This is a genomic window from Vulcaniibacterium tengchongense (genome assembly GCF_003814555.1).
In the GTDB taxonomy this organism is placed as follows: domain Bacteria; phylum Pseudomonadota; class Gammaproteobacteria; order Xanthomonadales; family Xanthomonadaceae; genus Vulcaniibacterium; species Vulcaniibacterium tengchongense.
The window spans coordinates 636,253-657,418 of record NZ_RKQN01000001.1 but is presented as its reverse complement, the minus strand read 5'-3'; the positions used below and the strand labels follow the sequence as shown (position 1 = coordinate 657,418).

The following is a 21,166-nucleotide window of genomic DNA, read 5'->3' as shown; positions in this document are numbered from 1 at the left end:
GCGTTCCAGACCGGGCGGATCGGATCCGCCCTACGCGCGCCTGGTCACTCGAACCAGTGCTTGCGCGCCTCCATGATCAGCGCCGCGGCGCGCGCCTCGTCGATGCCTTCGATCTCGGCCAGCTCGTCGGTCGCCATGTCGGCCAGGTCGTCGCGGGTGACGATGCCGCGCGCGGCGAGCGCGTAGGCGGTGGCCTCGTCCATGCCGTCCAGCTCGAGCAGGTCGGCCGCGGGCTGGTGCTCCTCGAGCTGCTCCTCGGCGGCCAGCGCCTCGTTCAGCAGCGCGTCGCGGGCGCGCGAGCGCAGCTCCTCGACGATGTCCTCGTCGAAGCCCTCCACCGCGAGCAGCTCGCCCACCGGCACGTAGGCGATTTCCTCGACCGTGCTGAAGCCCTCCGAGACCAGGATGCCGGCGATCTCCTCGTCGACCTCCAGCTTGTCCATGAACAGCTGGCGCGCGGCGGCCTGCTCGGCCTCGCTCTTGGCCTGCACCTGGTCGGCGGTCATCACGTTGAGCTGCCAGCCGGTCAGGCGGCTGGCCAGGCGCACGTTTTGGCCGCCCTTGCCGATCGCCTGGGCGAGGCGGTCCTCGGCCACGGCCAGGTCCATCGAATGCTTCTCTTCGTCGACGATGATCGACTGCACCTCGGCCGGCGCCATCGCGTTGATCACGAGCTGGGCCGGGTTGTCCGACCACAGCACGATGTCGACGCGCTCGCCGTTCAGCTCGTTGGACACCGCCTGCACGCGCGAGCCGCGCATGCCGATGCAGGCGCCGATCGGGTCGGTGCGGTTGTCGTGCGCGACCACGGCGATCTTGGCGCGGTCGCCCGGGTCGCGCGCGCAGGCCTTGATCGACACCAGGCCCTGGCCGACTTCCGGCACTTCGAGCTTGAACAGCTCCATCATGAACTCGGGCGCGGCGCGGCTGATGAACAGCTGCGGGCCGCGCGGCTCGCTGCGCACGTCGTACAGGTAGCCGCGCACGCGGTCGCCGGTGCGCAGCACGTCGCGCGGGATGCCCTTGTCCTTCGGGATGATCGCCTCGGCGTTGCCGCCAAGGTCGACGTAGACGTTGCCGCGCTCCACGCGCTTGACCACGCCGGTGACGAGCTCGCCGACGCGGTCCTTCCACGCGTCCACCACCTGCTGGCGCTCGGCCTCGCGCACGCGCTGCACGATCACCTGCTTGGCGGCCTGCGCGGCGATGCGGCCGAACTCGGGGTTCTCGATCTGCTCCTCGATGTAATCGCCGACTTCGACGCCCTCGACCTCGTCGACCGCGTCCATCAGCCGGATCTGCCGGTCCGGCGACTCCATCACCGCGTCGTCGGGGATCACCTCCATGCGCCGGAAGGTCTCGTAGCTGCCGTCCTTGCGGTCGATCGCGACGCGCACCAGCACGTCCTGATCGTGGTAGCGCTTCTTGGCGGCGGACGCCAGCGCGGCCTCGATGGCCTCGAAGATGACTTCGCGCGGCACGCCCTTCTCGTTGGCGACCGCATCGACGACCAGCAACAGTTCCTTGCTCATTCGGTTAGACCCTGGAAACTTGGAGATATTCGGCTTCGGCTGCGGGAGCTCGCCCTCCCGCCTCCCCTTGCCGGCCCCTCCGGGCCGGCCGCTCCTCTCGGCTCGACTCAAGAGGGGCTGCGGAAACGACTTCGGCTCCCGCCGCGAACGCCGCGGGCGCCCCGGACGGCATCATGCGCCATCGCCGGCCTCCCGCTTGGACTTGCGGCCGCCGCCCGGCTTCTTCGCCGCGCGGCCGGGCGCCAGGCCCAGCGCGGCCCAGTCGGGGACCAGGCGCGCCTTGTCGATGTTGTCGAACGGCACGGCCAGCTCCGCGCCGCCCTCGGGCGCGAGCACCACCTCGTCGCCCGCCACGCGCACGATCCGCGCCTGGAAGCGGCGGCGGCCGTCCTGCGGCAGCTTCAGCGCGATCTTGGCGCTCTCGCCCTCGAAGCGGGCGAACTGCGCCGGCGTGAACAGGGGCCGGTCCAACCCGGGCGAGGACACTTCCAGGGTGTATTGGCCGCTGATCGGATCCTCGACGTCGAGCTGCGCCGACACCTCGCGGCTGACCGCCTCGCAGTCCTCGACGGTGACCGCGCGCGGCGCCTCGCCGTCCTGCGCCGGCACGTCGATGTACAGGCGCAGCAGCGCGCTGCCGGAGCCCGGCAGGTACTCCGCACCCAGCAGCTCCAGGCCCATCGCGGCCACGGTCGGGGCGAGCAGGTTGGCGATTTCGACCGCTTTGTCCGTCACGCGCATCTCCCACGGTGCGCCGCATACCCGAATCCGTGCGAAGGCTTCGTCGAACGCGGACGCGAAAAACGACAAGGGGCCCGGCGGGCCCCTTGTCCATACAGCTGGATGTCGGCGCAACCGCGCGAGCAGAGCGCGGTTGCCAGCCCAAGCCTTTGGCTTTTCCGGGGCCCTTTCGGGCTTCCGGGCGGACGAGACTTCGTCCGTGCCGAAGCTGGTAGCGGGGGTAGGATTTGAACCTACGACCTTCGGGTTATGAGCCCGACGAGCTGCCAGACTGCTCCACCCCGCATCAGGCCGACCATGATAACGGCCGACGAAAATCTGCGCAAGCCCGGTTCAGGAAATTTTTCCTGCGCCGGGCCGGCGACGCCGGACGGTTCAGCCGGCGAACGCGCGCTGGCACCACGCCATCAGCGGGTTCCAGGCCAGGCCCAGCGCCAGCAGCGCCAGCGCGTTGACGCCGAACACGATGCGCAGCGGGCGGTCGTCGCCGGACGCCGCGGGCAGTTCGCCTTCGGGCTCGTCGAAGTACATCGCCTTGATCACGCGCAGGTAGTAGAACGCGCCGATCACCGCGAACACCACGCCCACCAGGGTCAGCCACAGCAGGTCGCCCTGCAACGCGGCGCGCAGCACCACCAGCTTGGCCCAGAAGCCCAGGAACGGCGGCACGCCGGCGAGCGAGGCCATCACGCACAGGATCAGGCCGGCCATCCACGGGTTGCGCGCGTTCAGGCCCTTGTAGTCGTCGATCCGGTCGGCCTCGAAGCCGCGGCGCGACAGCACCACGATCGCGCCGAACGCCGCGGCGGACATCAGCGCGTAGCTGATCGCGTAGAACAGCGCCGCGGCGAAGCCCTCGCGCCCGCCCCCGGCCAGGCCGATGAACAGGAAGCCGACGTGCGAGATGGTCGAGTACGCGAGCAGGCGCTTGAGGTTGGTCTGCACCATCGCGCCGAGGTTGCCGAACGCCAGCGACAGCACCGCGAGGCCGGCCAGCAGCAGGCGCCAGTGGTCCTCGAACGGGCCGGCGCCGACCTCGAGCAGGCGATAGGCCATGCCGAACGTCGCCAGCTTCGGCGCCGAGCCGATGAACAGCGTGATCGGGGTCGGCGCGCCGTGGTAGACGTCCGGCAGCCACATGTGGAACGGCGCGGCGCCGAACTTGAACGCGATGCCGGCGACCGCGAACACCACGCCGGTGATCAGCATCAGCGACGAGGAACTGGCTTCCGCGGCGGCGGCGATCTCGCCCAGCTGCAGCGTGCCGGTGGCGCCGTAGATCAGCGACATGCCGTACAGCAGCAGGCCCGACGCCAGCGCGCCGAGGACGAAGTACTTGATCGCCGCTTCCGAACCGACCGGGCTGTCGCGGTCGGTGGCGACCAGCGCGTACGAGCACAGCGCCAGCATCTCCAGGCCGAGGTAGACCATCACCAGGCTGCCGGCCGACACCAGCAGCATCATGCCGGCGGTGGCGAACAGCATCAGCACCGTGACCTCGCCCTTGTACAGCCCGCGCGCGCGCAGGAACGGCCAGGCGTAGATCATCGACAGGATGCCGACCACGCCGATCGCCGCCTTGGTCACGTCGGCGGCGACGTCGCGCACGAACATGTCGCCGAGCACGCTGCCGTGGCCGCCCACGCCGGCGACGATCATCAGGGTGGCCGCCGCCAGCACGGCGATGCCGAACAGGTTGCTGATCGCGCGGCGGCGCTCGTCGAGGAACAGGTCGAGCATCAGCAGCGCGAACGCGCCGAGGATCACCGTCAGCTCGGGCAGCAACGGCATCAGGTCGGCGGCGGTGCGAACGGGCATGATCATGCGCTACAACCTCAAAGCTTCGACGAGGCGATCTGCGTCGCCAGGTGGGCGATCGACGGTTCCATCAGGTCGGTCAGCGGCTTGGGCCAGACGCCCAGCAGCAGCACGCCGGCGGCGAACACGCCCAGCACGAAGGCCTCGCGCGGGTTGATGTCCTCCAGCTCGGCGACGTGGGCGTTGCCGACCTCGCCCCAGATCGTGCGCTTGACCAGCCACAGCGTGTAGGCCGCGCCGATGATCAGCGTGGTGGCCGCGGCGAAGGCGATCAGCGGGTGCTTCTGGAAGCTGGCGAGGATCACCATGAACTCGCCGACGAAACCGGAGGTGCCCGGCAAGCCCGAGTTGGCCATCGCGAACAGCACCACGAAGGCGGCGAACCACGGCATCACGTTGGCGACGCCGCCGTAGTCCTTGATCATGCGGGTGTGCATGCGGTCGTAGAGCACGCCGACGCAGGAGAACATCGCGCCCGACACGAAGCCGTGGCTGATCATCTGCACCATCGCGCCCTGCAGGCCCAGGCGCGCGGCGTCGGTGTTGCCGTAGTCGCGCACCAGGCCGAAGGCGATGAAGGTGCCCAGGGTGACGAAGCCCATGTGCGACACGGACGAGTACGCGATCAGCTTCTTCATGTCGTCCTGGGCCAGCGCGACCAGGCCGACGTAGATCACCGCGATCAGGCTCAGCGCGATCACCAGCCAGGCCCATTCGGCGCCGGCGTCCGGCACGATCGGCAGGACGAAGCGCAGGAAGCCGTAGCCGCCGATCTTCAGCATGATCGCCGCCAGGATCACCGAGCCGGCGGTCGGCGCCTCCACGTGCGCGTCCGGCAGCCAGGTGTGCACCGGGAACATCGGCACCTTGACCGCGAACGCCACCAGGAAGCCGAAGAACAGCCACATCTGCTCGGTCGCCGTCAGCGGCAGCGCGTACATGTCCGCGAGCTGCCAGCTGCCGCCCTTCAGGTACAGGTAGATCAGCCCGATCAGCATGAACAGCGAGCCGAGGAAGGTGTACAGGAAGAACTTGATCGACGCGTACACCCGGCGCGGGCCGCCCCAGACGCCGATGATGATGAACATCGGGATCAGCATGCCCTCGAAGAACACGTAGAACAGCACCGCGTCGAGCGCCGCGAACACGCCGACCATCAGGCCCTCGAGGATCAGGAACGCCGCGTAGTACTGGCTGACGCGTTTGTCGATCGAGGTCCAGGCGCCGATCATCGCCAGCACCGTGGTCAGCGTGGTCAGCACGATCAGCGCCACCGAGATGCCGTCCGCGCCGAGGTGGTAGCGGATGTCGTACGCCGGGATCCAGGCCTTGTCTTCGACGAACTGCATCGCCGCGGTGGCGTAGTCGAAGCCGGTCAGCAACGGGACGCTGACGGCGAGGGTCAGGATCGCCACCGCGGTGGCGAACCAGCGCGCCGCGCCGGCGCGCTGGTTGCCGAACGCCAGGGTAACCAGGCCGCCGACGATCGGCAGCCAGATCAGGACGCTCAGCAGCGGGAAGGTGCTCTGCATGTTCTGCAAGGGCTCGGGGCTCACGTCGCGGGTCCTTGTCGTATTAGCGCCAGTAGCGGATCAGCACGGCCAGCAGGGCGATCAGGCCGAGGATCATCGCGAAGGCATAGTGATAGAGGTAGCCGGACTGGACCCGGCGGCTGAGGCGGGCGACGAAATCGACCACGCGCGCGCTGCCGTTGACGGCGACGCCATCGATGACGTGGCTGTCGACCGCGCGCGACGCCTTGCCCAGCAGCAGGCCGCCGCCGGCGAAGCCGTCGATCCAGAGGTTGTCGAAGCCGTACTTGTTCTCCAGCACGCGCACCGGCCACGCGAACGCACGGCGGGCCTTGGCCGGCAGCTCCGGCTTCCACGAGTACATCACCGTGGCCAGGGCGAAGCCGGCGAAGGCGAGCCAGAACGTCGGCGCCTGGAACCCGTGCAGCGCGAACTGGACCGGGCCGTGCCAGACCTCGGCGCCGAGGTTGGCGACGGTGTCGCGCGCCGCGGCGAGGTCGATCGCGCCGAGGAAGAACGGCAGCTGCTTGTGATGGCCCATCGCGTCGGTGCCGAACAGCATCGGCCCGGCGGTGAAGAAGCCGACCAGGATCGACGGGATCGCCAGCAGGATCAGCGGCACGGTCACCACCCACGGCGACTCGTGCGGCTCGACCGGGCCATGATGATGGTCGTCGTGGCTGCCGTGCGCGGCGTGGCCGCGCTCGTCGGCCTCGTGCTGGGCGTGGGCGTGCGATTCGTGCGCCTGCGCGTGGCCTTCGTGGGCGTGCGCGTCGCGGAAGCGCTCCTTGCCGTGGAAGGTCAGGTACAGCAGGCGGAAGCTGTAGAACGCGGTCACGAAGGCGCCCAGCAGCACCGCCCAGTAGGCGTACTGGCCGATCCAGCCGGCGCGCTCGGCGGCGTGGTGGGCGGCTTCGATGATCGTGTCCTTGGAATAGAAGCCGCTGAAGAACGGCGTGCCGACCAGGGCCAGGGTGCCGATCAGGCTGGTCCAGTAGGTGACGGGCATGTACTTGCGCAGGCCGCCCATCTTGCGCATGTCCTGCTCGTGGTGCATGCCGATGATCACGCTGCCCGCGGCCAGGAACAGCAGCGCCTTGAAGAAGGCGTGGGTCATCAGGTGGTAGACCGCGGCCGAGTACGCCGACACGCCCAGCGCCACGGTCATGTAGCCCAGCTGCGACAGGGTCGAATAGGCGACCACGCGCTTGATGTCGTTCTGGACGACGCCGATCAGGCCGGTGAAGAAGGCCGTGGTCGCGCCGACGAACAGGACGAAGTTCAGCGCGGTCTGGCTGAGCTCGAACAGCGGCGACATGCGCGCGACCATGAAGATGCCGGCGGTCACCATCGTCGCCGCGTGGATCAGCGCCGAGATCGGGGTCGGGCCTTCCATCGAGTCGGGCAGCCAGACGTGCAACGGCACCTGCGCGGACTTGCCCATCGCGCCGATGAACAGGCAGATGCAGATGACGGTCGCGACCTGCCACTCGTAGCCGTCGATGATCGACACCCCGACGCCGGCGATGGTCGGCGCGTTGGCGAACACGGTGGCGTAGTCGAGCGAGTCGAACATCAGCAGGATGCCGGCGATGCCGAGCAGGAAGCCGAAGTCGCCGACGCGGTTGACCAGGAACGCCTTGAGGTTCGCGAACACCGCGGTGGGCCGCTTGAACCAGAAGCCGATCAGCAGGTACGACACCAGGCCCACCGCCTCCCAGCCGAAGAACAGCTGCAGGAAGTTGTTGCTCATGACCAGCATGAGCATCGAGAAGGTGAACAGCGAGATGTAGCTGAAGAAGCGCTGGTAGCCCGGGTCGTCGGCCATGTAGCCGATGGTGTAGACGTGCACCAGCAGCGAGACGAAAGTGACCACCACCATCATCATCGCGGTCAGCTTGTCGACCATGAAGCCGACGTGGGCCTCGATCCCGCCGACCTGGAACCAGGTGTAGACGTTCTCGTTGAACGGCGCCGCGCCCTGCCCGACCAGCTGCCACAGCACGTGGCACGACAGCGCGCAGCTGACGGCGACGCCGAGGATGGTGACCCAGTGCGCGCCGGCGCGGCCGACCTGGCGGCGCAGCAGGCCGGCGACGATCGCGCCCGCCAGGGGCGCGAGGACGATCAGCAGTAGAACGTTCTTGGAGATCACGGCTTGGTTTCCATTGCTTCCGTCGTGCGGCGCTTGCTTCCGGGTCTTGCGGGGTTGCGGCTGCCTTCCTGGCGGCTTGTTGCGGTCGGTTCCTGTGCGTCGCGGCGGCCATTCCTGGCTGCCTGGCGGGCTTCGGATCGCCCGGCCCGGGCCTCCTGCCCGGGCGTTCGGCCGGCCGCGCGGCGGTGCCGCGCGAGCAGGCCGGCCTCAGCCCTTCATCGTGTCGATCTCGGCGACGTTGATCGTGCGCCGGTTGCGGAACAGCGTCACCAGGATGGCCAGGCCGATCGCCGCCTCGGCCGCGGCCACGGTCAGGATGAAGAACACGAACACCTGGCCGGCCGGATCGGCCAGCTGGCGCGAGAACGCGACGAAGTTGATGTTCACCGCCAGCAGCATCAGCTCCAGCGACATCAGCAGCACGATCACGTTCTTCCGGTTGAGGAAGATGCCGGCGATGCTGATGCAGAACAGCACCGCGCCCAGCGCCAGGTAGTGGCCGAGCGCCAGGCCCGATCCGAAGAATTCGCTCACGGCTTGCCCTCCTCCGTCGGAGCGTCGGCCGGCGCCGGCACGACCGGCTTGACCGCCTCCATCTTGACCATGCGCAGGCGGTCCTGCGGGCGCACGCGCGCCTGCTCGCCCGGGTTCTGGTGCTTGGCGCCCGGGCGGCGGCGCAGGGTCAGCATCACCGCCGCGATCACCGCCACGGTCAGGATCACCGCGGCGACCTCGAACGGCAGCAGGAAGCGGGTGAACAGCGCGCGCGCCAGCCAGGCGGTGTTGCCGCCGGCGGCGATGTCGTCGATGAACGGCGTCGCCGCGGCGGCCTTGACCCCGATCAGGGTCAGGATCTCGGCCAGCATCGCCACCGCGACCAGCAGGCCGAGCGGCAGGTAGCGCACGTAGCCTTCGCGCAGCGGCGCCACGTCGATGTCGAGCATCATCACCACGAACAGCAGCAGCACCATCACCGCGCCGACGTAGACCAGGACCAGGGCCACGCCGAGGAACTCGGCGCCGGCGATGATCCAGGTGCAGGCCACCGAGAAGAAGGTCAGCACCAGCAGCAGCACGGCGTGGACCGGATTGCGCACGCTGATCACGCCCACGGCGGAGGCCGCGGCGACGACAGCGAACAGGAGGAAGGCAACCAAGGCGAGATCCATGTCGTCGTTCTCAGCGGTAGAGCGCGTCGGCGGCGCGGCGCTCGGCGATCTCGGCCTCGAGACGGTCGCCGATCGCCAGCAGCTGCGGCTTGGTGACGATGTTCTGACCGCGCTTGTCGAAGTGGTACTCGTGGAAATGGGTCTCCACGATCGAGTCCACCGGGCACGACTCCTCGCAGAAGCCGCAGAAGATGCACTTGAACAGGTCGATGTCGTAGCGCGTGGTGCGGCGGGTGCCGTCCTCGCGCTTGTCCGAGTCGATGGTGATCGCCAGCGCCGGGCACACCGCCTCGCACAGCTTGCAGGCGATGCAGCGCTCCTCGCCGTTCGGATAGCGGCGCAGCGCGTGCAGGCCGCGGAAGCGCGGCGACTGCGGCGTCTTCTCCATCGGGTACATCAGCGTGTACTTCGGCCGGAACAGGTACTTCAGGGTCAGCCCCAGTCCCTGCAGCAGCTCGATCAGGAGCAGGCTCTTGAAGTAGGAAACGATGCGATTCATGCCTTTACCTGCCTCACTTGCCCGGCTCGAAGACGCCGAAGTACGCCATCAGCGCGACCACGCAGATCCAGGCGATGGTGAGCGGAATGAACACCTTCCAGCCCAGCCGCATGATCTGGTCGTAGCGGTAGCGCGGGAACGAGGCGCGGAACCAGATGAAGCAGCTGGCGAAGAAGATCACCTTGGCGAACAGCCACCACCAGCCGTCGACCGACAGCAGCGGGATGCCGAGGCCATGGAACGGGCTCAGCCAGCCGCCGAGGAAGAAGATCGAGGTCAGGAAGCTGATCAGGATCATGTTCGCGTATTCGGCGAGGAAGAACAGCGCGAACGCCGAACCCGAATACTCGACCATGTGGCCGGCCACGATCTCCGACTCGCCCTCGACCACGTCGAACGGCGCGCGGTTGGTCTCGGCGACGCCGGAGATGAAGTAGACGACGAACAGCGGCAGCATCGGCAGCCAGAACCACTCCAGCGCGCCGGCATTGCCGGCCTGCGCCATCACGATCTGGCTGAGGTTGAGGCTGCCGGCGCCGACCATGACGCCGACCATCGCGAAGCCCATCGCGATCTCGTACGAGACCACCTGCGCGGCCGCGCGCATCGCGCCGAGGAAGGCGTACTTCGAGTTCGAGGCCCAGCCGGCCAGGACGATGCCGTACACGCCCATCGAGGTCATCGCCAGCAGGTACAGCAGGCCGGCATTGGCGTTGGACAGCACCACCTGGGCGTCGAACGGCACCACCGCCCAGGCGGCGAACGCCGGCGCCAGCGCGATCAGCGGCGCCAGCTTGTACAGGAACGGCTGCGCGCGCGAAGGCTGGATGACCTCCTTGAACAGCAGCTTGAACACGTCGGCGAAGGCCTGCAGCACGCCGCGGCCGACGTACATGGGCCCGTGGCGCACGTGCATCCAGCCGATCAGCTTGCGCTCCCACACCACGTAGAACGCCACGGCGACGATCACCGGCACGGCGATGGCGAGGATCTTGAGCACGATCCAGGCCACCGCGCCGGCGTTGCCGAAGGACAGCATCCAGTCGCGGAACGGATCGATCACGGTCGTCGTCAACATCTGGCTCAGGCCCTCCCCGCCTGCACGCGGCCGGCCGCGGCGAGCGGCGCCGTCGCGCCGTGGCCGGTCTCGATCCACACCGTGCCCGGCGCGACCTTGTCGCTGAGCGCGACCGGCAGGGTCGCGGTGCCGGCACCGGCGGCGAACTTGCCGGTGGCGCCCTCGCCCAGGCCGAGCGCGGCGGCGTCGTCCGGATGCAGCACCGCCTGCGGCGCGCGGTTGAGCGGATGCGCCTGCAGCGCGGCGGCGCGGCGCACCACCGCGTCGCTGCGATAGATCGCCTGGCTGGCCGCCACTTCCAGGCCCTCGCCCGGCAGCGCCGGCGCGGTCCCCGGACGCGCCGCGACCTCGCGCATGCGCATGCCCGCGCGCAGGCCTTCCAGATCGACGAACTCGAAGCCCGGCAGGCCGAGTTCGCCGGCGAGCGCGCGCAGCACGCGCCAGCCCGGCCGCGCCTGGCCCGGCAGCTTGCCGCCGGCGACCGCGCCCTGCTGGCGGCCGTCGAGATTGGTCAGGGTGGCGTCGACCTCCGGCAGCAGGCCGATCGGCAGGATCACGTCGGCGACGGCGCGGGTCGAGCGGCAGGCGAAGTGGCTGAACGCCACCACCTGCGCCGCGCCCAGCGCCTTCAGCGCGGCCGCTGTGTCGGCGAAGTCCAGGCCCGGCTCGATGCCGTAGATCACATAGGCCGGGCGCGGTTCGGCGAGCATGGCCCGGGCGTCGCGGCCGGACGGCAGCACGCCGTAATCGCCCAGGCCGAGCGCGTTGGCGCCCTGCGGGATGCGGTTCAACGCCGCGCCGGTGGCGGCGGCGAGGTCCGCGGCGGCCCGGCGGATCGCCGCGGCGTGCGGCCCGTTCTCGGCCACCGCGCCGACGATCACGACGGCGCGGTTCGCGCCCTTGACCGCCTCGGCCAGCGCCGCGTCGCCCAGCGCGGCCGCGAGTTGCGACGGCGCAACGATGTGCTTGCCGGCCAGGGCGAAGGTGAAGTCGAAGTCGACCGGGTTGACCGCGTAGATCCGCGCGCCGCGCTTGCTCGCCTTGTGCACGCGCTGGTGCAGCAGCGGCACTTCGTGGCGCAGGTTGGAACCGACGATGACGATCGCGTCGCAGTGCTCGATCTCGGCGACCGGCAGCGCGAACGGCGCGGCCGCGGCGCCGTCGCTCAGGTCGAGCTGGCCGATGCGGTGGTCGAGGTTGCCGGTGCCCAGCGCCTCGGCCAGGCGGGCCAGCAGCGCGCCCTCCTCGTTCGAGGTCGCCGGATGGGCGAGGATGCCGAGCTTGTCGGCGCCGTTGTCGCGCAGGATCTGCGCCGCGCGCGCCAGCGCCTCGCCCCAAGTGACTTCCCGCCACTGGCCGCCGTCCTTGACCATCGGCACGGTCGCGCGGTCCTCGGCGTACAGGCCCTGGTGCGAATAGCGGTCGCGGTCCGACAGCCAGCATTCGTTGACCGCTTCGTTGTCGCGCGGCACGGTGCGCAGCACGTCGCCGCGGCGCACGTGCAGGAACAGGTTGCTGCCCAGCGCGTCGTGGTAGCCGAGCGACTCGCGCGCGATCAGCTCCCAGGCGCGGGCCTTGAACTGGAACACCTTGTTGGTCAGCGCGCCGACCGGGCAGACGTCGATCACGTTGCCGGACAGCTCGGTGGTCAGCGGCTTGCCGTCGTAGGTGCCGATCTGCAGGTTCTCGCCGCGGTACATGCCGCCCAGCTCGTAGGTGCCGGCGATCTCCGCGGTGAAGCGCACGCAGCGCGTGCACTGGATGCAGCGGGTCATCTCGGTGGCGACCAGCGGGCCGATGTCCTCGTCCGGCACCACGCGCTTGCGCTCGGAGAAGCGGCTGACGGAGCGGCCATAGCCGAGCGACAGGTCCTGCAGCTCGCACTCGCCGCCCTGGTCGCAGATCGGGCAGTCGAGCGGATGGTTGATCAGCAGGAACTCCATCACGTTGCGCTGCGCCTTCAGCGCCTTATCGCTGCGCGTGCGCACGCGCATGCCGTCCATCACCGGGGTGGCGCAGGCCGGCGACGGCTTCGGCATCTTCTCCACCTCGACCAGGCACATGCGGCAGTTGGCCGCGATCGGCAGCTTGTCGTGGTAGCAGAAGCGCGGGATCGGGATGCCGGCCCGGTCGGCGGCCTGGATGATCATCGAGCCCTTGGGCGCGGCCAGCTCGACGTCGTCGATGAAGACGGTGACGTGATCCGGCGGCAGGTTCGGATTGACGGGCTGTGCGCTCATGCCGCCTCCCGCACGGTGCCGGCGCGCTGGTCGTCGACCAGGAAACGCTTGTTCACGATCGCGTACTCGAACTCGTTCCAGAAGTGGCGCAGGAAGCCCTGCACCGGCCAGGCCGCGGCCTCGCCGAAGGCGCAGATGGTGTGGCCTTCGATCTGGCCGGCGGCGGCGCGGAGCATGTGCAGGTCGTCGAGCGTGGCCTGCTTCTCGACGATGCGGGTGATCATGCGGTACATCCAGCCGGTGCCCTCGCGGCACGGCGTGCACTGGCCGCAGCTTTCCTTGAAGTAGAAGCGGGCGATGCGCTGGCAGGCGCGGACCATGCAGGTGGTGTCGTCCATGACGATGACCGCGCCCGAGCCGAGGCCGGAACCGGCCTTCTGGATCGAGTCGTAGTCCATCGTCAGGCCCATCATCGTCTCGCCCGGCAGCACCGGCATCGACGAGCCGCCCGGGATCACCGCCTTGATCTTGCGGCCGTCGCGCATGCCGCCGGCCATCTCCAGCAGGTCCTTGAACGGCGTGCCCAGGCGGATCTCGTAGTTGCCGGGGCGGCGCACGTGGCCGGACACCGAGAAGATCTTCGGCCCGCCGTTGTTCGGCTTGCCGAGGTTGAGGAACCACTCCGGCCCGTTGCGCACGATCGCCGGAACCGAAGCGTAGGTCTCGGTGTTGTTGATCGTGGTCGGCTTGCCGAACAGGCCGAAGTTGGCCGGGAACGGCGGCTTGAAGCGCGGCTGGCCCTTCTTGCCTTCCAGCGATTCCATCAGCGCGGTCTCTTCGCCGCAGATGTAGGCGCCGGCGCCGAGGGCGGCGTGGATGTCCACGTCCACGCCGCTGCCGAGGATGTTCTTGCCCAGCCAGCCGTGCTCATAGGCTTCCTTCAGCGCGTGCTCGAAATGCTCGAACGGCTCGTGGTGGAACTCGCCGCGCAGGTAGTTGTAGGCGACGGTCGAGCCGGTCGCGTAGCAGGCGATCGCCATGCCCTCGATCACCGCGTGCGGGTTGAAGCGCAGGATGTCGCGGTCCTTGGCGGTGCCCGGCTCGGACTCGTCCGAGTTGCACAGGATGTACTTCTGCGTGCCCGAGCCCTTGGGCATGAAGCTCCACTTCAGGCCGGTCGGGAAGCCCGCGCCGCCGCGGCCGCGCAGGCCCGACTGCTTGACCATCTCGATGACCTGCTCGGGCGGGATCCTCTCGGTCAGGATCTTGCGCCAGGCGCTGTAGCCGCCGGTCTTGAGGTAGTTCTCGTAGGCCCAGGGGGTCTCGAAGTGCAGCGTCGTGTAGACGACGTTGTGCTCCTGCGGGACCGGACCGACCGGACCGTAGCCCTTGGAGTAATCGTGGTGCAGATGCGCCATGCCCGCTGCCTCACTCCAGCCCGTCGAGCAGCTCGTCGACCTTGGCCGTGTCGAGCTTCTCGTAGTAATGCCCGTTGATCACCACCACCGGCGCGCCGCAGCACGCGGCCAGGCACTCTTCCTCGCGCTTGAGGTAGACGCGGCCGTCGGCGGTGGACTCGCCGAGCCTGCAGCCCAGCTTCTTCTCGGCATGCGCGACCAGCTCCTCGGCGCCGTTGAGCCAGCAGCTGATGTTGGTGCAGAAGGCGACGTTGTTGCGGCCGACCTTCTCGGTCTCGAACATCGAATAGAAGCTGGCGACCTCGTACGCCCACACCGGCGGGATGCCGAGGTACTTGGCCACCGCGGCGATCAGCTCGTCGCTGAGCCAGCCGCCGTTCTGCTCCTGCGCCGCGTGCAGGCCCTGCAGCACCGCCGAGCGCTTGCGGTCCGGCGGGAACTTGGCGACCCAGTGGTCGATGTGCGCGCGCGTCGCGTCGGACAGCGCGACCATCGGGTCGACGTTCTGGCAGGCTTCGAAGTTACCGGTCGCCTTCATTCGATCAAATCCTCAAACGGCCGCCCGGATCAGCGGTCGATCTCGCCGAACACGATGTCGTAGGTGCCGATCATCGCCACCACGTCGGCGAGCATGTGGCCCTTGACGATCTCGTCCATCGACGAAAGATGGGCGAAGCCCGGCGCGCGCAGCTTCACGCGGAACGGCTTGTTGGCGCCGTCGGACACCAGGTAGCAGCCGAACTCGCCCTTCGGCGCCTCGACCGCGGCGTAGGTCTCGCCCGCGGGCACGCAGTAGCCCTCGGTGAACAGCTTGAAGTGGTGGATCAGGGCTTCCATGTCGTCCTTCATTTCCTCGCGCTTGGGCGGCGCGACCTTGAAGTTGTCGACCATGACCGGGCCCGGATTGGCCTTCAGCCACTTCACGCACTGCTTGATGATGCGGTTGGACTGGCGCATCTCGGCCATGCGGACCAGATAGCGGTCGTAGCAGTCGCCGTTGACGCCGACCGGGATGTCGAAGTCGACCGCGTCGTACTTGGCGTACGGCTGCTTCTTGCGCAGGTCCCAGGCGATGCCGGAACCGCGGATCATCGGCCCGCTCATGCCCCAGGCCAGCGCCTGCTCCGGCGTCACCACGCCGATGCCGACGGTGCGCTGCTTCCAGATGCGGTTCTCGGTCAGCAGCGTCTCGTATTCGTCGACGCGCTTGGGGAAATCGTCGGTGAACGCGTCCAGGTAGTCGAGCAGCGAGCCCTCGCGCCATTCGTTGAAGCGCTTGAGCTTGGCGCCCTTGCGCCACGGCGATTCCTTGTACTTGGGCATGCGGTCCGGCAGGTCGCGGTACACGCCGCCGGGGCGGTAGTAGGCCGCGTGCATGCGCGCGCCCGAGACCGCCTCGTAGCAGTCCATCAGCTCCTCGCGCTCGCGGAACGCGTACAGGAACACCGCCATCGCGCCCAGGTCGAGCGCGTTCGAGCCGACCCACATCAGGTGGTTCAGGATGCGGGTGATCTCGTCGAACATCGTCCGGATCCACTGCGCGCGCTCCGGCGCCTGGATCCCCAGCAGGGTCTCGATCGCGCGCACGTAGGCGTGCTCGTTGCACATCATCGAGACGTAGTCGAGCCGGTCCATGTAGCCGATCGACTGGTTGAACGGCTTGGACTCGGCCAGCTTCTCGGTGCCGCGGTGCAGCAGGCCGACGTGCGGGTCGGCGCGCTGCACGACCTCGCCGTCCATCTCCAGGATCAGGCGCAGCACGCCGTGCGCGGCGGGGTGCTGCGGACCGAAGTTCAGGGTGTAGTTGCGGATCTCGGCGCCGCTGCCGAGACCGGACGTGCTCTGGAATGGCGTGGACACGGCGCTCACTTCTTCACCTCGGCGGACTCGCCCTGCGCGGTCGCGTAGCGGGCGTCGTCGCGGATCACGCGCGGCACCAGCACGCGCGGCTCGATCGTCACCGGCTCGTACACCACCCGCTTCTTGTCCGGGTCGTAGCGCACCTCGACGTTGCCGATCAGCGGGAAGTCCTTGCGGAACGGATGGCCGACGAAGCCGTAGTCGGTCAGGATGCGGCGCAGGTCCGGATGGCCCTCGAACACGATGCCGTACAGGTCGAACGCCTCGCGCTCGAACCAGTTCGCGCCCGGCCACACCGGCGTCAGCGAGTCCACCACCGGCAACTCGTCGTCCGGCGCGAAGGCGCGCAGGCGCAGGCGGCGGTTGTGCTGCACCGACAGCAGGTGCGCGACGGCGGCGAAACGGCGCTCGGGCGCCGCCGGCGCGCCGTTGGGGCGCTCGCCCCACTTGAAGCGGCCGGGGCCCTTGCCCTCGACGCCGCGCGAATAGCCTTCGGAGGACACGTCGGTGTCCCACTCGTCGCTGCCGTAGCCGAGATAGTCGACGCCGCTGAGATCCATCAGCTGGTCGAAGCCGAACTCGTCGCGCAGCGCCTGCGCGACCGCGCGCCACTGCGCCGGCGCGACCTCGATGGTGATCTCGCCGCGCGGCTCGACGACGTCGACCGCCGCCTCGGGGAAGCGCGCGCTCAGGCGCCCGGCGAAAGCCTGTGCAGTCTCCGCGGTCATGTCAGCGCACGCCCTGCTTGTGGTCGCCGAAGTTGGTGCCGCGGCGGATCTTCTTTTGCAGCTGCAGGATGCCGTAGACCAGCGCTTCGGCGGTCGGGGGGCAGCCCGGCACGTAGATGTCGACCGGCACGATGCGGTCGCAGCCGCGCACCACGGAATACGAGTAGTGGTAGTAGCCGCCGCCGTTGGCGCAGCTGCCCATCGAGATCACCCACTTCGGGTCGGGCATCTGGTCGTAGACCTTGCGCAGCGCCGGGGCCATCTTGTTGACCAGGGTGCCGGCGACGATCATCACGTCGGACTGACGCGGGCTGGGGCGGAACACCACGCCGTAGCGGTCCAGGTCCAGGCGCGCGGCGCCGGCGTGCATCATCTCGACCGCGCAGCAGGCCAGGCCGAAGGTCATCGGCCACATCGAGCCGGTGCGCGCCCAGTTCCACAGCGCGTCGAGGCTGGTGGTGACGTAGCCCTGCTGCAGCAGCGGGTTGTCGCCTTCGGGGCGCAGGATGTCGTCCAGCCGCCCTTCCGGCAGCGGGTTGTGCATCAGTCCGGAAACGCTCTGGATCACTCCCATTCGAGTGCTCCCTTCTTCCAAACGTAGACGAAGCCGAGCAGCAGCATGCCGGCGAAGATGCCCATCTCGATCAGGCCGATCGTGCCCAGTTCGCGGAACACGGTGGCCCAGGGCACGATGAAGATGATTTCCAGGTCGAAGATGATGAACTGGATGGCGATGAGGTAGTAGCGCACGTCGAACTGCATGCGCGCGTCGTCGAACGCCTCGAAGCCGCACTCGTACGGCGACAGCTTCTCGACGGTCGGGCGCTGGGGGCCGAGCACTTTGCCCACCACCAACAGGGCGACGCCGATGCCGCCGGCGACGATCAGGAACAGCAGGGTCGGCAGATATTCGGCCAGCACTCGGTTGTTCTCTCGGCTTGAGACCGGATGTCGAGCAAGGAGGAGTGGGAAAACGAGTTAAAGCGGGAAATCCCGGCCTTCGCTCAAGTTGTGCCGCACTGCTCCGGACTCGCTTCCGTTCTGTGGCTGCAAGCGGGCGGGAACGGGGAGAGCTGCCGCCCTCATCCACACCCTGCCCTCTCGTTCGCTTTAAGTGGTGCCCAAGGGGGGACTCGAACCCCCACGACTTGCGTCGCTACCACCTCAAGGTAGTGCGTCTACCAATTCCGCCACCTGGGCAATCAAACCGTCCTTCTGACGCGCCGGACCGTACAGCCGGCGGTCGCGGCCATCGCTGGCCGCACCCGGCGATCCGTGCCGGGCCGATGAAGCCAATGGTACCGCTTTCGGCTCAGTTACCCGAAGCCGGTTGCTGCGGCGCCGCCTGCTGCGGCTGCGCGGCCGGCGCCTGTTGCGGCGCGGCCGGCACCGTGGCGTTCGCCGCCGGCGCCTGCGCCGGCACCGGGGGCACCGCCGCGCCGCCGGCATTCCCAGCCGGCGCCGCCGGCACCTGCGACATCACGCCGCCCTGCGAGGCGTCGGCCGGGCCGCGCGCCTCGCGCGTGGCGTGCCAGGCCATGAACAGGCTGATCGCGAAGAACGCGATCGCCAGCCACTTGGTCGCCTTGGACAGGAAGTTGGCCGAACCGCGCGCGCCGAACACCGTCGCCGAGGCGCCGCCGCCGAAGCCAGAGCCGGCCTGCGCGCCCGCGCCGCGCTGCATCAGGATCAGCGCAACCATCGCGATCGCGATCAGCACATAGATGACGTTGAGGAACAACAGCATCGTCGGGTTCCGCCTGGAGCTCGTTGGGGCGACGTCGGCCGCGCGCGGCTTCGGTCAGGGCGCCGCCGCTTGCGCGATGGCGTGGAAGTCGGCCGCGACCAGCGAGGCGCCGCCGACCAGGCCGCCGTCGACGTCCGGCTGCGCGAACAGCGCGGCGGCGTTGTCGGCCTTGACGCTGCCGCCGTACAGGATCGGCAGCGAGTCAGCGATTCTAGCATTGCGCGCGGCGATTTCGCTACGGATGAACGCGTGCACCTGCTGCGCCTGCTCCGGCGTCGCGGTGCGGCCGGTGCCGATCGCCCACACCGGCTCGTAGGCGACCACCGCGCCCTCGAACGCGGCTTCGCCGCCGAGTTCGAACACCGGGGCCAGCTGCTCCTCGATGCGCCACTCGGTTTGCCCGTTCTCGCGCTCGTTCAGGCTTTCGCCGACGCACAGGATCGGCGTCAGGCCCGCCGCCTTGCAGGCGAGGAACTTGCGCGCGACCAGCTCGCTGCTCTCGCCGTGGTACTGGCGGCGCTCGGAATGGCCGACCAGGCCGTAGGCCGCGCCGACGTCGCGCAGCATCGACGCCGACACCTCGCCGGTGTAGGCGCCCTTCGCGTTCGCGCTGACGTCCTGGGCGCCGAAGCGCAGGCCGCGGCCGCCGAAGCGCTCGACCAGCTCGGCCAGGTACGGCAGCGGCGGCAGGATCAGCAGCTCGACCGCCTCCGGCGCCGGCTGCGCGAGCAGCGCCTCCAGCAGCTCGACGGCGAACTTGCGGTCGCCATGCAGCTTCCAGTTCCCGGCGGCGATCCTGCGGCGCATGGTCTCTCCAAGGTGCGAAACGCGGCGCAGTTTAACGCAGCGCGGTCAGAATACGGCCATGCCCGCGCCGCCTCCCGCATCGCTGCCGCTGCTGCAAGGCCTGCCGCCCGTCGCGGCAAAGCGGGCGCGGGTGCTGGTCCTGGGCAGCCTGCCGGGCGCGGCCTCGCTGCAGGCGGCGCAGTACTACGCGCACCCGCGCAACCTGTTCTGGCGGTTCATGGGCGAGCTGGTCGGCGCGGGGCCGGAGTGGCCCTATCCGGAGCGGCTGCGGCGGCTCGGCGCGGCCGGCATCGCGCTCTGGGACGTGTTCGCCTGCGCCCGGCGGGCGGGCAGCCTGGACGCGGCGATCCGCTCCGAAGACGCGCGCGGCAACGACCTGCGCGGTTTTCTCGCCGCCCACCCGGGCGTGGGCACGCTGCTGTTCAACGGCGCCAAGGCCGCGGACGCGTTCGCGCGCCTGCACGCACCGAGCCTGGCCGAGCGCCCGCTGCGCTGCCGGCGCCTGCCTTCGACCAGCCCGGCGAACGCCGCCATGCCGCCCGCGGCCAAGCTGGCGGCCTGGCGCCAGGCGCTGCAGGAGGCGGGAATCGATTGCTGAGGCGGCGGGCGGATCGGTGGCGCCGCGTATCGGACGACCGCGATCCGTGCAGGGCCGCGATGCCGGTTCGGCGCGACCGCCGTGCGCGCGCAACGGACATCGCCGTCCGGGCCTTGGCGTCGCGACGAACGGGAGCGCGCCTCGCCCCCGGCGCACCGGCAGGCACGGGATCGGGCCGGGCCGAACGGCCGGCACCGCGAGCCGCCCCTGCGGGCGGCAAGAGCGGGCCCGCCTACTTGAGCTTGATCTCGCGCAGCCGCTCTTCCAGGTAGCCCTGCGCGGTGATCGGCTCCGGATAGCGCTTCGGGTTGTCCGGGGTGACGCAGGAGGGCAGCACGTCGATCAGGAAATCCGGATTGGGATGCAGGAAGAACGGCACCGAGTAGCGCGGCTCGCGCGCCTTCGGCCCCTTCGGGTTGACCACGCGGTGGGTGGTCGAGGGGTACACGTGGTTGGTCAGGCGCTGCAGCATGTCGCCGATGTTGACCACGATGGTGTCGGCATCGGCGGTGAACGGGACCCACTCGCCCTTGCGCGACAGCACCTCCAGGCCCTCGGCGCTGGCGCCGACCAGCAGGGTGATCAGGTTGATGTCCTCGTGCGCGCCGGCGCGCACGTTGGGGATGTCGTCGGCGGTGATCGGCGGGTAGTGGATCGGGCGCAGGATCGAATTGCCGGAGTCGGTCTTGTCGGCGAACCAGTCCTCCGGCAGGCCGATGTGCAGCGCCAGCGCGGTGAGCACCCGCGAGCCGAGCTGATCCAGCGCCTGGTACAGCGCGTAGCCGGCCTCGCGGAAGCCGGGGACCTCCTCCGGCCACAGGTTCGGCGGCATCGCCTCGGCGTACCTGGAGTCGCGCGGGATCTCGCGGCCGACGTGCCAGAACTCCTTCAGGTCGTAGTGCTGCGCGCCCTTGGCGGTTTCGATGCCGAACGGCGTGTAGCCGCGCGCGCCGCCGCCGCCCGGCACGTGGTACTTGCGCTTGACCCCGTCCGGCAGGGCGAAGAAGCGCTGGAACGCGTCGTAGGCGTCGGCGACCAGCCGCTCCGGGATGCCGTGGCCGCGGATGCCGGCGAACCCCCATTCGCGGTAGGCCGCCCCCAGTTCGGCGACGAAGGCGCGGCGCTCTTCGTCCGGGCGGCTGCGGTCGAAGCGGCTGATGTCGAGGGTCGGGATCTGGCTCACGAATCGGTCCGGGCGGGTCGTCGGGCGAGCCGGACATGATACGCCGGCGCCGCGCCGCCGTGCCGTCGCGGGCTTTGTTGCGGGATAATGACGGCCGCAGCCCGGCCCCGGGCCCACGATA

The 21,166-nt window shown here is 69.4% G+C and carries 20 protein-coding genes and 2 tRNA genes; 1 reads left to right on the top strand and 21 read right to left on the bottom strand.

Annotated elements, in window-relative coordinates; genetic code table 11:
* Window positions 1-44: 44 nt before the first annotated feature.
* The 20 genes from nusA to tpiA form a co-directional block, all read right to left on the bottom strand.
* Window positions 45-1,532, bottom strand: coding sequence for a transcription termination factor NusA (nusA, locus tag EDC50_RS03065; RefSeq protein WP_123768982.1), 1,488 nt, complete (start codon window positions 1,530-1,532; stop codon window positions 45-47).
* A 171-nt stretch (window positions 1,533-1,703) separates the two neighbouring features.
* The gene (locus tag EDC50_RS03060; protein WP_158635674.1) at window positions 1,704-2,267 is read right to left on the bottom strand and encodes a ribosome maturation factor RimP; all 564 of its coding nucleotides are present in this window, start codon (window positions 2,265-2,267) and stop codon (window positions 1,704-1,706) included.
* Window positions 2,268-2,482: 215 nt separating this feature from the next.
* Window positions 2,483-2,559 (bottom strand) — tRNA-Met (locus EDC50_RS03055).
* Between the two features lie 89 nt (window positions 2,560-2,648).
* Window positions 2,649-4,097 carry an NADH-quinone oxidoreductase subunit NuoN gene (gene nuoN / locus EDC50_RS03050; RefSeq protein WP_123768980.1) on the bottom strand — a complete coding sequence of 483 codons (1,449 nt, stop codon included), beginning with the start codon at window positions 4,095-4,097 and terminating at the stop codon, window positions 2,649-2,651.
* 11 nt (window positions 4,098-4,108) lie between these two features.
* Window positions 4,109-5,623, bottom strand: a complete 1,515-nt coding sequence (locus tag EDC50_RS03045) for an NADH-quinone oxidoreductase subunit M (RefSeq protein ID WP_123769613.1) — start codon at window positions 5,621-5,623, stop codon at window positions 4,109-4,111.
* Between the two features lie 43 nt (window positions 5,624-5,666).
* Window positions 5,667-7,778: an NADH-quinone oxidoreductase subunit L gene (nuoL, locus tag EDC50_RS03040; protein WP_123768979.1), complete on the bottom strand. Its 2,112-nt coding sequence runs from the start codon at window positions 7,776-7,778 to the stop codon at window positions 5,667-5,669.
* A gap of 207 nt (window positions 7,779-7,985) precedes the next feature.
* Complete coding sequence (nuoK, locus tag EDC50_RS03035) at window positions 7,986-8,288, bottom strand: NADH-quinone oxidoreductase subunit NuoK (RefSeq protein ID WP_123769612.1); 303 nt, start codon at window positions 8,286-8,288, stop codon at window positions 7,986-7,988.
* 20 nt (window positions 8,289-8,308) lie between these two features.
* On the bottom strand, window positions 8,309-8,947 hold the full coding sequence (locus EDC50_RS03030) for an NADH-quinone oxidoreductase subunit J (protein WP_123768978.1): 639 nt from the start codon (window positions 8,945-8,947) through the stop codon (window positions 8,309-8,311).
* Window positions 8,948-8,957: 10 nt separating this feature from the next.
* Entirely contained in the window at window positions 8,958-9,446 is a 489-nt protein-coding gene (nuoI, locus tag EDC50_RS03025; protein ID WP_123768977.1) for an NADH-quinone oxidoreductase subunit NuoI, read from the bottom strand.
* A gap of 13 nt (window positions 9,447-9,459) precedes the next feature.
* Window positions 9,460-10,524, bottom strand: coding sequence for an NADH-quinone oxidoreductase subunit NuoH (gene nuoH, locus EDC50_RS03020; RefSeq protein WP_123768976.1), 1,065 nt, complete (start codon window positions 10,522-10,524; stop codon window positions 9,460-9,462).
* Window positions 10,525-10,529: 5 nt separating this feature from the next.
* Complete coding sequence (gene nuoG, locus EDC50_RS03015; RefSeq protein ID WP_123768975.1) at window positions 10,530-12,764, bottom strand: NADH-quinone oxidoreductase subunit NuoG; 2,235 nt, start codon at window positions 12,762-12,764, stop codon at window positions 10,530-10,532.
* On the bottom strand, window positions 12,761-14,122 hold the full coding sequence (gene nuoF, locus EDC50_RS03010; RefSeq protein WP_123768974.1) for an NADH-quinone oxidoreductase subunit NuoF: 1,362 nt from the start codon (window positions 14,120-14,122) through the stop codon (window positions 12,761-12,763). Before nuoF ends, nuoG begins: the two co-directional genes overlap by 4 nt.
* Before the next feature lie 10 nt (window positions 14,123-14,132).
* Window positions 14,133-14,660 carry an NADH-quinone oxidoreductase subunit NuoE gene (gene nuoE / locus EDC50_RS03005; RefSeq protein WP_123768973.1) on the bottom strand — a complete coding sequence of 176 codons (528 nt, stop codon included), beginning with the start codon at window positions 14,658-14,660 and terminating at the stop codon, window positions 14,133-14,135.
* Window positions 14,661-14,689: 29 nt separating this feature from the next.
* A complete protein-coding gene (locus tag EDC50_RS03000; protein WP_123768972.1) occupies window positions 14,690-15,982 on the bottom strand; it encodes an NADH-quinone oxidoreductase subunit D in 1,293 nt (430 codons plus the stop codon).
* Between the two features lie 5 nt (window positions 15,983-15,987).
* Entirely contained in the window at window positions 15,988-16,710 is a 723-nt protein-coding gene (locus tag EDC50_RS02995; RefSeq protein WP_123768971.1) for an NADH-quinone oxidoreductase subunit C, read from the bottom strand.
* Between the two features lies 1 nt (window position 16,711).
* On the bottom strand, window positions 16,712-17,284 hold the full coding sequence (locus EDC50_RS02990; RefSeq protein ID WP_123768970.1) for a NuoB/complex I 20 kDa subunit family protein: 573 nt from the start codon (window positions 17,282-17,284) through the stop codon (window positions 16,712-16,714).
* Window positions 17,275-17,631: an NADH-quinone oxidoreductase subunit A gene (locus tag EDC50_RS02985; RefSeq protein WP_123768969.1), complete on the bottom strand. Its 357-nt coding sequence runs from the start codon at window positions 17,629-17,631 to the stop codon at window positions 17,275-17,277. The genes EDC50_RS02990 and EDC50_RS02985 overlap by 10 nt, the downstream gene beginning before the upstream one ends.
* Before the next feature lie 194 nt (window positions 17,632-17,825).
* A tRNA-Leu gene (locus EDC50_RS02980) sits at window positions 17,826-17,910 on the bottom strand.
* Between the two features lie 112 nt (window positions 17,911-18,022).
* Window positions 18,023-18,457: a preprotein translocase subunit SecG gene (gene secG / locus EDC50_RS02975; RefSeq protein WP_123768968.1), complete on the bottom strand. Its 435-nt coding sequence runs from the start codon at window positions 18,455-18,457 to the stop codon at window positions 18,023-18,025.
* Between the two features lie 54 nt (window positions 18,458-18,511).
* Complete coding sequence (gene tpiA, locus EDC50_RS02970) at window positions 18,512-19,264, bottom strand: triose-phosphate isomerase (RefSeq protein ID WP_123768967.1); 753 nt, start codon at window positions 19,262-19,264, stop codon at window positions 18,512-18,514.
* 58 nt (window positions 19,265-19,322) lie between these two features.
* On the opposite strand from tpiA, the gene EDC50_RS02965 reads away from it, so the two are divergent.
* On the top strand, window positions 19,323-19,862 hold the full coding sequence (locus EDC50_RS02965; RefSeq protein WP_123768966.1) for a DNA-deoxyinosine glycosylase: 540 nt from the start codon (window positions 19,323-19,325) through the stop codon (window positions 19,860-19,862).
* Window positions 19,863-20,094: 232 nt separating this feature from the next.
* Here the strand turns inward: EDC50_RS02965 and EDC50_RS02960 are convergent, their stop codons facing one another.
* On the bottom strand, window positions 20,095-21,045 hold the full coding sequence (locus EDC50_RS02960) for an isopenicillin N synthase family dioxygenase (RefSeq protein WP_123768965.1): 951 nt from the start codon (window positions 21,043-21,045) through the stop codon (window positions 20,095-20,097).
* Window positions 21,046-21,166 lie beyond the last annotated feature (121 nt).